General features: G+C 42.1%; 17 protein-coding genes and 1 pseudogene. 10 read left to right on the forward strand and 8 right to left on the reverse strand.

What is annotated here, in order from left to right; all coding sequences use genetic code 11:
- Nucleotides 1-109, reverse strand: a 109-nt coding sequence (locus IM322_RS23795; protein WP_502859344.1) for a transposase family protein, incomplete at its 3' end; no start/stop codon positions are given.
- Nucleotides 110-331: 222 nt separating this feature from the next.
- Here IM322_RS23795 and IM322_RS19350 point away from each other — a divergent pair.
- Both IM322_RS19350 and IM322_RS19355 read left to right on the forward strand, forming a co-directional pair.
- On the forward strand, nt 332-613 hold the full coding sequence (locus IM322_RS19350; RefSeq protein ID WP_286823680.1) for a UPF0175 family protein: 282 nt from the start codon (nt 332-334) through the stop codon (nt 611-613).
- A 1-nt stretch (nt 614) separates the two neighbouring features.
- Nucleotides 615-1103, forward strand: coding sequence for a PIN domain-containing protein (locus tag IM322_RS19355; RefSeq protein WP_286823681.1), 489 nt, complete (start codon nt 615-617; stop codon nt 1101-1103).
- A gap of 97 nt (nt 1104-1200) precedes the next feature.
- Here the strand turns inward: IM322_RS19355 and IM322_RS19360 are convergent, their stop codons facing one another.
- On the reverse strand, nt 1201-1338 hold the full coding sequence (locus IM322_RS19360; RefSeq protein WP_287673297.1) for a hypothetical protein: 138 nt from the start codon (nt 1336-1338) through the stop codon (nt 1201-1203).
- Nucleotides 1339-1360: 22 nt separating this feature from the next.
- On the opposite strand from IM322_RS19360, the pseudogene IM322_RS23800 reads away from it, so the two are divergent.
- Nucleotides 1361-1792 (forward strand): annotated as a pseudogene (locus tag IM322_RS23800) (restriction endonuclease fold toxin-2 domain-containing protein).
- 20 nt (nt 1793-1812) lie between these two features.
- Complete coding sequence (locus IM322_RS19370; protein WP_287673299.1) at nt 1813-2199, forward strand: hypothetical protein; 387 nt, start codon at nt 1813-1815, stop codon at nt 2197-2199.
- 62 nt (nt 2200-2261) lie between these two features.
- On the opposite strand, the gene IM322_RS23515 is transcribed toward IM322_RS19370, so the two are convergent.
- Nucleotides 2262-2429 carry a PEP-CTERM sorting domain-containing protein gene (locus tag IM322_RS23515; protein ID WP_353737532.1) on the reverse strand — a complete coding sequence of 56 codons (168 nt, stop codon included), beginning with the start codon at nt 2427-2429 and terminating at the stop codon, nt 2262-2264.
- On the opposite strand from IM322_RS23515, the gene IM322_RS19375 reads away from it, so the two are divergent.
- From IM322_RS19375 to IM322_RS19385, 3 genes are all read left to right on the forward strand, one after another.
- Nucleotides 2374-2625 carry a hypothetical protein gene (locus IM322_RS19375; protein WP_287673300.1) on the forward strand — a complete coding sequence of 84 codons (252 nt, stop codon included), beginning with the start codon at nt 2374-2376 and terminating at the stop codon, nt 2623-2625. The genes IM322_RS23515 and IM322_RS19375 overlap by 56 nt on opposite strands.
- Before the next feature lie 181 nt (nt 2626-2806).
- Complete coding sequence (locus tag IM322_RS19380) at nt 2807-3037, forward strand: hypothetical protein (RefSeq protein WP_287673301.1); 231 nt, start codon at nt 2807-2809, stop codon at nt 3035-3037.
- A gap of 176 nt (nt 3038-3213) precedes the next feature.
- Nucleotides 3214-3558: a sodium/glutamate symporter gene (locus tag IM322_RS19385; RefSeq protein WP_502863295.1), complete on the forward strand. Its 345-nt coding sequence runs from the start codon at nt 3214-3216 to the stop codon at nt 3556-3558.
- A 232-nt stretch (nt 3559-3790) separates the two neighbouring features.
- Here IM322_RS19385 and IM322_RS19390 read toward each other — a convergent pair whose 3' ends face one another.
- From IM322_RS19390 to IM322_RS19400, 3 genes are all read right to left on the reverse strand, one after another.
- The gene (locus IM322_RS19390) at nt 3791-4753 is read right to left on the reverse strand and encodes a protochlorophyllide reductase (protein ID WP_287673304.1); all 963 of its coding nucleotides are present in this window, start codon (nt 4751-4753) and stop codon (nt 3791-3793) included.
- Between the two features lie 319 nt (nt 4754-5072).
- Nucleotides 5073-6074 (reverse strand): CsgG/HfaB family protein, encoded by a 1002-nt coding sequence (locus tag IM322_RS19395; RefSeq protein ID WP_286823688.1) that lies wholly within the window; start codon nt 6072-6074, stop codon nt 5073-5075.
- A 73-nt stretch (nt 6075-6147) separates the two neighbouring features.
- Nucleotides 6148-7131, reverse strand: coding sequence for a succinate dehydrogenase/fumarate reductase iron-sulfur subunit (locus IM322_RS19400; RefSeq protein ID WP_287673306.1), 984 nt, complete (start codon nt 7129-7131; stop codon nt 6148-6150).
- Between the two features lie 532 nt (nt 7132-7663).
- Here IM322_RS19400 and IM322_RS19405 point away from each other — a divergent pair.
- Together IM322_RS19405 and IM322_RS19410 are read left to right on the forward strand one after the other, a co-directional pair.
- On the forward strand, nt 7664-8050 hold the full coding sequence (locus IM322_RS19405; RefSeq protein WP_286824808.1) for an AbrB family transcriptional regulator: 387 nt from the start codon (nt 7664-7666) through the stop codon (nt 8048-8050).
- Between the two features lie 352 nt (nt 8051-8402).
- Nucleotides 8403-9197: a CPBP family intramembrane glutamic endopeptidase gene (locus tag IM322_RS19410; protein WP_287673307.1), complete on the forward strand. Its 795-nt coding sequence runs from the start codon at nt 8403-8405 to the stop codon at nt 9195-9197.
- Here the strand turns inward: IM322_RS19410 and IM322_RS19415 are convergent.
- Nucleotides 9180-9977, reverse strand: a complete 798-nt coding sequence (locus IM322_RS19415; RefSeq protein ID WP_287673308.1) for a Tab2 family RNA-binding protein — start codon at nt 9975-9977, stop codon at nt 9180-9182. The two genes, IM322_RS19410 and IM322_RS19415, sit on opposite strands and share 18 nt — an antisense overlap.
- A 145-nt stretch (nt 9978-10122) precedes the next feature.
- Between IM322_RS19415 and rimM the strand changes: the two genes are divergently transcribed.
- Nucleotides 10123-10701 carry a ribosome maturation factor RimM gene (gene rimM / locus IM322_RS19420; protein ID WP_286824812.1) on the forward strand — a complete coding sequence of 193 codons (579 nt, stop codon included), beginning with the start codon at nt 10123-10125 and terminating at the stop codon, nt 10699-10701.
- A gap of 539 nt (nt 10702-11240) precedes the next feature.
- On the opposite strand, the gene IM322_RS19425 is transcribed toward rimM, so the two are convergent.
- Nucleotides 11241-11443 (reverse strand): transposase family protein (locus IM322_RS19425; protein WP_287713308.1); only part of this gene is annotated, 203 nt, incomplete at its 5' end.

Below are 11443 nucleotides of genomic sequence, written 5' to 3' on the forward strand. Positions count from 1 at the left end.
GCATTGTTCCCAGTATTATTACTAATAATACTATCCATAAAGGGTGTCTTTTTCCTTTATCTTTCCGAAAGTCCTTGACTTGTTTCAGTTTTTCTATTAAGCTCAACATATATTTTAAAGTTGCCGGTCACTTCTCATTTTACAAAGACAGTGATCGCTTTTACTTTTGATATTCTGATGGGAGAATGAAACAGCCCTACCCTCTCCCCTCTCGCTGCTCCCAATTCCGACGCTCATATCAGTGATGCTGTAGGTTAAGGGGTTATTATCGGCATCGGTGGGGATAAATAAGTGTTATAAATAATTATAGGCTACTCAAAATAAATCTAAAATGACGACAACAGAAATTAAATTCACTCTAACTTTACCTAAAGTTCCAGAAATTCATCATCTGGAAGCTGAGAAAAAAGCTAAAGAAGCCTATGTTATGACGTTACTTCGTCATGGTGATATTAGTGCGGGACGTGCCGCAGAATTATTAGAGATCGATCATCATAAACTTTCTGATTTAATGGATCACTATAATATTTGTCCATTTCCTATGCAAACCCAAGAAGAATTACAACAAGAAGTGGCTGAGACTCTCCAAATTTTAGAGAGATATAAAAAGTAAAGTGATTATTGTCTCTGATACCACCCCTTTAAGTGAATTAGCAAAAGTTGGAAAACTTAATTTACTTCATGACATTTACGGGAAAATTATTATTCCTCAAGAAGTTTACCATGAGGTAACAACAGGAAATCATCCAGCAGTTAATTTAGTTCAATTAGCAGACTGGATAGAGAGACGAACCATTAGCAGTTCAGAAAAAGTCTCTACTTTGAAAACGATAACTAATTTAGGTTGGGGTGAATGTGCTGCTATGATTTTAGCTGAAGAATTAGAAGCCGATCAATTATTGATTGATGATTTAGAAGCTAGGCGAGTTGCTTTATCTCGAAATTTAAAAATTACTGGTACATTAGGTATTTTATTGGTCGCCAAACAACTAGGATTAATTACTAGCGTTCAGGAAGTTTTAGCTGCGTTAATTACTAAGGGTAAACGTATTAATACAAGACTGTATCAAGAGGTTTTGTCCACCGCACAAGAATCATTTTAATTATTCAATAATTGCTGAGAAAAGGACGTAAACATCATCACTCACGTCCCATGAAAACATTAATTAATTGTCGTTAGTGTTGTCTTGATTATGCTTTTTAGACAGCAATACACCTAACCCTAGTGTTGGCATCGGTGGGGGTAGTTGTGTCAACAAGAGTGTTTAAGAGGCTATTTTCGGGAACGGTGAGGGTAGTATCGTAGAGGACTGGTGCGCTATTTTGGACGAATTTCAATCAACTTAAAGTACAATCAAGAATGACAGATTTAAGTAACTTAATACAAGACTGGGCAAAAGATTTCCCGCGAAGACTGACACCAACCTATAATCAGCGTTATCAATTTCAGATTAGACATTGTGGTAATGAGGAAATTCGAGTCCGAGATGGAGGAGAAGAAATTTGGGCAGATGGCATTAATTATGAAACAGGAGAGCTTATGGAAGCTAAATTTATTGAAAATCCCGCTAATAGTCCCTAGGTTGATAATTCTAATGTACCCCCTTTTATTCGGACAAAAGTTCAAGGCGATATAAAAAATGAATTTCGTCGCTATGGAGCAGTCATTAATGACCAAAAAACCCCTGTGGTTAAGTTGTTAGTAATTGTTAATATGAGAGAAGCCGTACCATTTTTTGAAAAATTACTCCGTCAGTTTAATATTCTTGGTACTGTTGTCGTTTTACCTTAAGTAAAAAGGAGAAGTTTTTAATGGAATATCTTATTACACCAGACCAACCGACCCAATGGAAAATTAACACAGTAGATTTTATTGAAAATCTCGAAAAATCTTGGCATGATACCACGATTAAAACCCTAACTAATCCCGATGATTATTATAGCATCGAATGGGTTATTAAAATTCCAGAAAAAGGAACTAGATTAGAGGGAGCATTACATCGAGATGGACAAGGAATTAGTTTGGATGGATATTTAGAAGATTGTGCTACTTTTGCCATTTGGTTTCAATCTCTTGTTCCTGAAAATCAAGAATTAATGTTTTATGATCAAGGCTATAATTACTGTTTAAAGTTACAGCCAAACACAGCAATATCTGACATCATCCAGCCATTTCTAAGTCAGTCAATTTCAGTATGAAACTCAATTAATCTAGGCAAAAAGACGTAAACGCTATCGCTTACGTCCCCTTTAAACATCAATTAATCATCGTCAATATCGTTTTGTTTGTGCTTTTTAGAAAACAATGCGCTTAATCCTAGTGTTACTATTCCTAGAATTATAGAAGGTTCAGGGACAGACTGGATAGATTTAGTGGCTACTTGTAAATTATCAATTGAAAAAAGTCTATTACCACCAAGGGGAGATATCTCGAGACGAGATGCAGGAGTAGATCTGACAACACCTAAAAACTTAAAGGCGTTTGGGTTAAGGCTACTGATTGTAGAGGCGAATACTCATAAGCCTAGTTTATTATTTTTTTTTATTCATCAGCAGAGCTTATTAAATAAATCGAGCAGAGAGAAAATATCTGGTACAATGCCACTCCTGCAAGGATTTACCTAGAGATAAGCCGATTTGTGTTGCTGAGGCTATATTTTGAGCAACTTTTCTCAAGTTATTCGGAGAATCAAGTTATTTTGTCATCAGTTAAGGTAAGGAGATGACTACAGCCTTATCATCGGGGTCAGTTAATGGCGGGTTATACTAGAAGTCAAATCTCTTCCTTTATTTATTTGTTAAAAAAATGACACGAGATATTCTACATATAAGCACTCAGGTTTTACCCGGTAATAAAATTCAAATTGCCAACCCTGAATTAAATGTGGGTGAGGTGGTTGAGGTTTTGATACTTGCCAAAACTACTCAAAATCATCAAGATAAAAATGAATCTGAGCCGTTAATAGGTTTATTTAAAAGTTCCCCTGATTTAGCAATGATTAAACCGGCGGCATTGGTACGAATATCACCTACTTAATGCTAAATTTATCATCATTAACCAGTAAAATAATTTTATTGATTAAAGGGATTAATAATAGTGAATTTTTTATTAATAATTAGGGCTTGCTGAATAATGGTAAAACCCTTTGAAAATGCCGACCCACTGTCTATTAGGTGAAAGCCTAATAGATAAGGTAACTGGATGAACAGGGAATCCCTCGCATGAGAGCGATGGGAGCGTCAAAATTATGGACATTGATCGATTTGGCTGGACCGATTGCTATCCTGTTATTAGTGCAGTTCTCACTCAGTATTATTTATACTGTTTTACTGGTCTTTCCCTTAATGGGAAAAAACTATCATTCCTCAGTAGTTTGCGCTGGTTATTTGGGGTTAACTTTGGGGGCAACTCCTACAGCAATCGCCAATATGACAGCAGTAACGGAAAATTTTGGTGCTTCTCCCCAAGCAGTTGTTATTGTTCCTTTGGTCGGGGCATTTTTTATTGATTTGTCTAATGCTTTTGTCATCCAGCAATTTTTGAATTTTCTGACTTAAAAATTTTTACCGATCAAGTGATTATTGAGGAAAGTTCACTAATCTTGTCCGTCAAGATTGGTAAAAGCTTGCAATAAAATCGGAATAATACCAAATCCGTTTTTAATAATATGATTAACTGCCGATCGAGCTTTAAAAACCCAGTTATGGATTGTTTCTTGCTGCTCTGGCCTCCCCGTTTCGACAAGGACACAAGTTAACTTGTGTCCTTTTTTAGTCTTAAAATCGTAAATTAGGCTAATCCGACTAATTTAGCGCTGTATTCCCACATTTTTGCGCCTCTTTCATCGTCGCGAGCTTGAGGAGAAACCCTTTGAACAAAGGATTTACCCTCTTTTTTCTGACGATTGCCCCAACTCCAGTAAGCGCCGGATTGACGGTATTCGGGGTCAGCAACCACCATAGCGACTCTTTCCCCGGCTAATTCTTGGGAAACATAGCCACCGGTGATATTTTTCTGGAACCAGGGGAAAAACTGCTGGAAAAAGGGGTAATGGTTGCGGAAAAGGGGTGTATCGGCCACACAACCCGGATAGAGGGAAGTAAAAGTGATTCCGGTCGATTGGTGATAGCGTTTGTGCAGTTCCCGCATGGTGAGAACATTACACACCTTACTATCTTTATAGGCTTTGACCGATTCAAATTTTTTGCCGTCGGCCATGGTAATCGGCTCTTGGAAACCCTTGGCAAACCCGTCTAAATCGCCCAAATCGGGACGAGGAGGAATTTTACCGCCTAATTCATCGGGATTATGGGTGACAGTGCCGAGAATGACTAAACGGCGGTCGGGAGAGGGAGAATTTTTTAGATCTTCCAAGAGCAAATTCGACAACAGGAAATGACCTAAATGATTGGTGGCCATGCTCAATTCATAACCGTCGGGACTTCTTAAGGGTTCTTTGAGCAAAGGCAGATAGATAGCGGCATTGCAGACTAAAGCGGTTAGAGAGCGGCCCAAGGCCCGGAAATTTTTAACGAAGCGCCGGACGCTATCGAGGGAACCGAGGTCGATAAATTCAATACAGTAGTTATCCCGGGGAATGTTCAATTCCTTGGCAGCCTGTTCCATTTTCGGGATATCCCGACAGGCCATAACCACAAACCAACCTCTTTGAGCAAGGGATTTAGCGGCGTAGAGACCGACTCCAGAAGTTGTCCCAGTAATGATCACCGTGGGTTTTTTATCTTGTATCATTTTTTGATAATTTTCGTTAATCGCTCTGGTCTAGGGAATATCCAAAGGATTCCGATCATAAATTCTATCGGTTGTCTTACCTGACCCCGGGGTTCGCTTTACATAACTTCAAATTTTCGTGAGTGTTCACTTATCAGTGATCAGTTATCAGTTATCAGTTATCAGTGATCAGATTTGAGTTTTAAGTTTACCGATCTCCCCACCACTCCACACCCTACACCCCACACCCTACACCCCACACCCTACACCCCACACCCTACACCCCACACCCTACACCCTACAACACCCCACACCCTACACCCTACACTCCAATCCCCAATTAACGAATGGGTTTAGCTAAATCACCGACTTTAAAACCATTACCGGTAATGATGCGACCGACGCTAGATTGACCATCAGCTTCGACAATTTCGAGAGTGCCAATCGGTTGAGTAATCTGACGGATAACCTTACCCGTTTGCGGATCCTTGACCGTTTGAGTCGTCCGTTCGATGGAAATGCGTAAACCGACACGATAGCCTTCTCCCGTACCTTTATTGAGAATTACCTGATTTCCTGCCACGGCAGCCACTAAAGCGGTGACAGTCGGGAGCGAGCGAGGTGTAGCGGCGATTTGGTCGGCTTTATCATTGAGATTATCCACCACCTGCGCCACTGCCTTATCGGTGGCAATACTGAGTAATTTCCCTTCGTTGGAGGTTTGGGAACCACCCCCAACCCCTAAAACCACGGTGGAACCATCGGATTGATTGGCAGTACCATCTCCCTGAGCGGTGGTAATAATTTCGGCCGTGGTGGTATTAATTGCCCGGACATTTAACTTGACAAAAGCATCGGTTTCTGTCTTGGCGGTGCTAAAAATAATAAACGAGCCACCAGATTGTTTTTTTTGTAAATCGAATTGGGTAATCGAACCGATAATCACCACATCTACCCCTAAAATTTGCCCGATTTGAGCGGCAGTAGCGGCATCTACCCGTCCCGAAGCCCCCAAATTTTGTTCTCTGAGGACAGCATCAATGCGACTGCGCTCAATGACTGTATAGCGACCACTTTCCACCAATTTATTGACGAGAATATCACTGACACCACTGGCTCCACCATTGAGAAATGTTAACCACTGGGGATTACTGAGACCGCTATAATCGAAGTCTAAAACCGCTACGCGCACCTTTTCGCTTTTTTGGGCTAAGAGTAATGGTAAATTGTTAGAGATAGCTTGGGAGAAAGCCGGTGCGTTGAAGCTAAAACCCAAACTAGAAGCGACTCCCACAAGGGTAATCAGGGCAGAAAAACCACGGATACTATCTCGATCGAACATGATAATGGGTTCTCCAGTCAATATAGAATATAGATCATAATCATCTCAAAATTGCTCTAACTATCGAGAGTGATCAAGAGCGAGAATTTTGAATAGCAGTAATTAAACCTCTGACTTCCTCGGTTCCCTCGGAAGCTTCAAAGGAAGTGGGGAATTTACCCTTAGCAATCATCCGCAATCCCAAGGGGGCAATACTTAATAAACCCTGTAAATCGCGCCAATAATTGCCCAGCACATAGAGGCCGAATTTGCGTTCATCAACCCATCCCCCTGCTTTGACTAATTCCACTAAAACTTTCCGGTGACGAATGGGACGACTACTATCGTCCGACTTGCGAGCGAGTATTTCCTGTTTAATTTTACCGATTTGATCCATGGGAGCCACTTCCATGGGACAAACCGCATTACAGAAATAGCAACGCGTACAACCCCAAACCCCTGCGGTGCCTTGGTTATAAAGTTCTAGGCGACTTTCCTGATTACCATCGCGGGAATCTGCTAGGGTGCGCTGCGCTTTTGCTAAAGCGTGGGGACCGACAAAATCGGGATTGACTTGCTTGGCATTACATTCCGAATAACAGGCGCCACACATAATGCAGTTACCCATCTGATTGAGATTGGCTCTTTCTTCTGGAGTTTGCAGAAATTCCCGTTCGGGAATGGTGCGCGCTTGACTACTAATATAAGGTTCAACCTTTTCTAAATCGTCCCAAAACGGTTGCATATTGACGATTAAATCCCGAATAATCGGTAAATTCCCCAGAGGGGCGATCGTGATTTCGGGAATTTCTCCGACATCTTTTTGGCTAGAATGGTTTAATTCACTGGCGATATTTTTTTGACAAGCCAAGGCCGAACGGCCGTTAATTTTCATCGCACAGCTGCCACAAATTGTATTGCGGCAATTTTTACGAAAGGCCAAAGTTCCATCAAGTTCCCATTTGATGCGATTAAGGCAGTCGAGAATTGTATTTCCCGCCTCCACCTCTAGGGTAAAATTTTCTAGGTAAGGGGTGTCGTTGGGTCGTTGACGCAGAATTTTAAAAGAAACTTCCATACTCGGCACGGGGATGAGGGACTCCTAATACTCAGGATAATCGATGTTAACGGGCCAAAGGGGAGCTAGTAATGGTAATTAATCCTTAAGATTTTCCCTGGTCGGTTGCGCCAAGGGGTGGGTATCTAGACCTAATCATAGATGGGCAAGTCGCTCGAAAACAGTTTAATCACCCCGGATTTACTGCTCTGGGTCATTAGTTTTTTGCCAACTCCAACCACAAGTATAGTTTCTCAATTCCTTGCCAGGTATAGCTTGATCCGTTTTATGTCCTCACTTTCTCCTCCCTGTTTTCCTCGCACCCGACCAAAAATTGCGCGAGTCTTGGCCAAAAATTTCCTCTCCCCCACAAGGCCTACACTTACTACCTAGTCTGGGGTCTTCTTAGCACGATTGTCATCACAGAACCATCAGTTTTAAAAAATTTATTATTCCCCTCTAGACATTTTTGGCAAGATTTTTGGTATGATCAATTTGTCAGTGTAAACTTAATTGACAGCCAGTCAAAAATCAAGGAACATTTAAAAGTACCATGAATGATATCTCTCCTACTCCCCTAACCGGGAAAGCTCTACTTCAAAAAGTCAAAGAGTTGGCCCACTTACCCCGTCGCGAAACGGCAAAACGTTGTGGTTACTACTCCCAAAGTAAAGATGGCCAAGTTCGGGTCAATTTAACCGACTTTTACGATGCTGTTTTGGGTGCAAAAGGGGTTCCTCTCGATCCCGAAGGCACTAAAGATGGCCGCGGCCGCGAACCCACTTTCCGGGTTAGTGTCCACAAAAATGGTCAAATCGTCATCGGTTCCACCTATACCGAACAAATGAACTTGCAGCCCGGCGATGAGTTTGAAATCAAACTTGGCTACAAGCACATCCACCTCAAACAAACGGAATCAGAAGAATCGGTAGAAGCTTAAATAGGTTACGAAGTAGGGATAAGGATAAAAAAAATCGGCAGTCAAAAGGGCTAGTTTTGACAAGACCGACCAAAAAGACAATATAGATTCTTATCCCTAATTCTAACCCCTGACCGCCTCTTTCATCAACTCGAGGGGTTTTCCTTAAGCACTTTTTCTTCTTTTTCGCAACCCCCTAGGGATGGATTTTTGTTGGAGCTAGGCTTTTCCAGAGCAAAGTTCCACAGTTATTTTATCCCTAGAGGGTTTGTTTTATGGGTGTTAGGGGTAGGGGGTAGGGAAATTTCAACTAATACCCCAAAACCCCAAAACCCCACACCCCACACCCCAGTTCCCTAGCACCTAATTGACAATGGACATGGCTGCCTTAATAAAAATTATTATTTTCCTGTTAGCCTGGTTAATTTTCTGGCTGCCGATTGCCATTGTTTTAGGGAGTCGTTTGGGATGGCAACCGCTGCAAGGTACAAAACCTGACCAGAAATTGCCACTGGTGGCCTCTCTTTACGCATTGGCTCCCTTAGTTATCTGGGGATTATTCAAGATAGAGGGGAGCAGCCTCCATAATTACGGATTAATTTGGTCATTTTCCCTATTTATCTCCCTAAGTAAAGGATTAATCCTAGCAGTGGTGGGATTAGGGATAATTTTTTTCCTAGAGGGGATTTTGACATGGGTACATTGGCAGCCCAAAAACCTCGCTCGCGCTTTTTCCTTGAGTTTACCCCTGTTGATAGTGGCCCTCTGGGTGGGTATTACCGAGGAATTAATCTTTCGGGGCATCTTTTTGAGCCAATTAAGCCAAGAATACGGTTTTTGGGTGGCGGGAGCCATTTCTAGCCTAATTTTTGCCCTGCTGCACCTGCTTTGGGAACGTCAGCAAACTCTGCCGCAACTACCCGGTTTATTTCTGATGGGGATGGTTCTGGTCTGGGCGCGGGCGATCGATCATGGTAGTTTAGGATTAGCTTGGGGACTTCATGGCGGTTGGGTATGGGGATTGGCCTTGCTAGACAGTGCCGAATTGATGTCTTACAGCGATTCTGGGTGGGTTTGGGTTAAAGGTATCTATAACCAACCTTTAGCGGGTTTAGCAGGCATTCTCTGCCTCTTGGGGACAGCTTGGGGGTTAAACTTGTTTCAGTAGCCAAAAGCCGGTAAAAGTGCGACCGGAATCATCCGGTTGTATGAGAAGAAAGTGCAAACCTTGGCTTTCCTCTTTGGTTGCTTGATAAGCATTGGCTGCCTGGGCCACTTCTTCATCATCGTAGGTCAGGAAAATCCAACGCTCATTTAGACCCGATTCCAAGACTAAACCGCCCGATCGCCCCGTTTCTGTGGGAATATGAGCGATAAATACCGGGTTAATTTCCCCTAACCAACGAGCGATCGCCAGAGATTTTTTACCACCGGTAATAACCACACCGGGGATCATTAAAGTGGAGGCTAAACCTAGTTTTAAAGGAGAAAAGGCCTCTGGTAGGGAAAGAATCGGTATTCGGCGATCGCCAAAAAAGTTAACTAAATCAACGGCGGGAAAACGAGCAAAACGCCACTCTTGACCTAAAAATTGGACGGGTACGGGTTGTGGTGGAGGAGAGTCGATATTTATGGGGATTTGCCGCAATTCTAGCTGTTTTTTGAGGGCGTTAACGTGACGGGTTAACTCGATTTTGATCTGTAAATTTTGACCAGCGAGGAGAAATAAATTGGCGCATTGGGGGCGAAAAACTTGGATAATTTCTGGGGAGGAGACTTGACAAGCTTGCTGTAACTGTTGGGTTAACCAGTCGCTATTAGCTTGCGATTGGGGACAGGAATTTTCATAGATAAGATGACCGAGAGGATCGGAAATTAACAATTGCCAGACTGTGCCAAGAGGGGAAGAAGATGAAGATTTATAAAAATCCGCTTGCCAAATAGTCATAATTCAGTAAAAAGTCACCAGTAAAAAGTCAAAAAATGGTCAGGAGTAGAGGTCAACTAAAAATTTTACCAAGACTTTTAATATCTAGGAGCGAGACAAAAAAGGCTATATACTAGGGAAAGCTATAGCAAAAAATGTCGAGACAATGGAAGAAAATTGGCTAGAAATTGGGACAATAGTAGCACCCCAGGGACTGGAGGGAGAATTGCGAGTTTTATCGGTATCAGATTTTCCCGAACGTTTTCAGAAGCGAGGGGTGAGGGGAATACAAGGGATCCAAGGGGGAGAAATCCGAGAAATTACTCTGCTCAGGGGACGTGAGCTACCGGGCAAAAATGTTTATGTTATCAAGTTAGAGGGGGTTGAAAATCGGGAACAAGCCGAAGCTTTGCGCGGATATAAATTATGGGCAAATAAACTAGAAAAACCTCACCTAAAAGCGGATGAATATCATGTTAGCGAGCTAGTGAACTTAGAGGTTTATCATCACCTTACAGGAGAAAAAATCGGGGTTGTGGTAGATATTTTCTGGGCGGGTAATGACATTTTAGCAGTGCAACTAGAAGCAAATCTCGCCTCTGTCAAGAAAAAAAGTCCATCCTCCGACTCAGAGGCCAGGGCCTTGGTCCCCTTCGTCAAAGAAATTGTTCCACTGGTGGATCTGAAAGCGGCACGCATCGAGATTGCGCCACCACCGGGGTTATTAGAGATCAATTTATCCTAGTGGGACTTAAACGATCAACAAGAGTATAATCGTTATAGAATAAGCACTTGACGCTGAGAGAGCAGCGATGAAAGGAAAGAGACAACCCCGGCCGCGATGCCTCCCTGCTTTGACCGATGGTGTGGACGTTTTGACAATTGCTTCAAGAGCGAAGCGCAAAAAAATGGGTTCAGACAGTATTTAGGGTTTGCTGAAAAAGTAGGGGCGAAGCATTCGGATAGGAAATCTACGGTTTCAGCGATAGGTTATGCCCGAATGCTTCGCCCTACAGGACGCGGGCCGATGAAGATGTAAGGTTTTGAAACATGATTCTCTCAAAATCTTGCACCTGTTTCGCGAAAAAAGACCCTAAGACCCTTACCTAGTCTATATTTCACATTTATTCAGCCAGCCCTATTTAGGAGGATTATTAGGAGAAAGTGAAAGGAAAAATCTAACTCAAATGACCAATAATGCCTTCGGAGTGATTTATAACCGATTACACCACTTTATTTTATCTTGGTGTTTTGTGCCTATACATTAGACCTCCTGCAAAAGTCTTATTCAGCTACTTGATTATAGCCTAAAGCAAGTTCGTAGTTGTAAATGCCAGCGATTAAATTAAATCTCAGACCAAAACGTCGTCTCCGATTCCTGTATCTTGATGATAAAATTCTAAATCTCTTCAGACTTCTGTGAATATGTTCGATAACAATTCTTTCTCTTGATAACTGGCGATTAAATTCTTTTTCTTCTAAACTTA

The sequence above is a fragment of the Microcystis sp. M109S1 genome (assembly GCF_020247025.1).
Taxonomy (GTDB): Bacteria; Cyanobacteriota; Cyanobacteriia; order Cyanobacteriales; family Microcystaceae; genus Microcystis.

Coding starts and splice junctions, on each gene's coding strand:
- IM322_RS19350 (WP_286823680.1), top strand. CDS start 332: ATGACGACAACAGAAATTAAATTCACTCTAACTTTACCTAAAGTTCCA.
- IM322_RS19370 (WP_287673299.1), top strand. CDS start 1,813: ATGGAATATCTTATTACACCAGACCAACCGACCCAATGGAAAATTAAC.
- IM322_RS19380 (WP_287673301.1), top strand. CDS start 2,807: ATGACACGAGATATTCTACATATAAGCACTCAGGTTTTACCCGGTAAT.
- IM322_RS19390 (WP_287673304.1), bottom strand. CDS start 4,753: ATGATACAAGATAAAAAACCCACGGTGATCATTACTGGGACAACTTCT.
- IM322_RS19395 (WP_286823688.1), bottom strand. CDS start 6,074: ATGTTCGATCGAGATAGTATCCGTGGTTTTTCTGCCCTGATTACCCTT.
- IM322_RS19400 (WP_287673306.1), bottom strand. CDS start 7,131: ATGGAAGTTTCTTTTAAAATTCTGCGTCAACGACCCAACGACACCCCT.
- IM322_RS19405 (WP_286824808.1), top strand. CDS start 7,664: ATGAATGATATCTCTCCTACTCCCCTAACCGGGAAAGCTCTACTTCAA.
- IM322_RS19410 (WP_287673307.1), top strand. CDS start 8,403: ATGGACATGGCTGCCTTAATAAAAATTATTATTTTCCTGTTAGCCTGG.
- IM322_RS19415 (WP_287673308.1), bottom strand. CDS start 9,977: ATGACTATTTGGCAAGCGGATTTTTATAAATCTTCATCTTCTTCCCCT.
- rimM (WP_286824812.1), top strand. CDS start 10,123: ATGGAAGAAAATTGGCTAGAAATTGGGACAATAGTAGCACCCCAGGGA.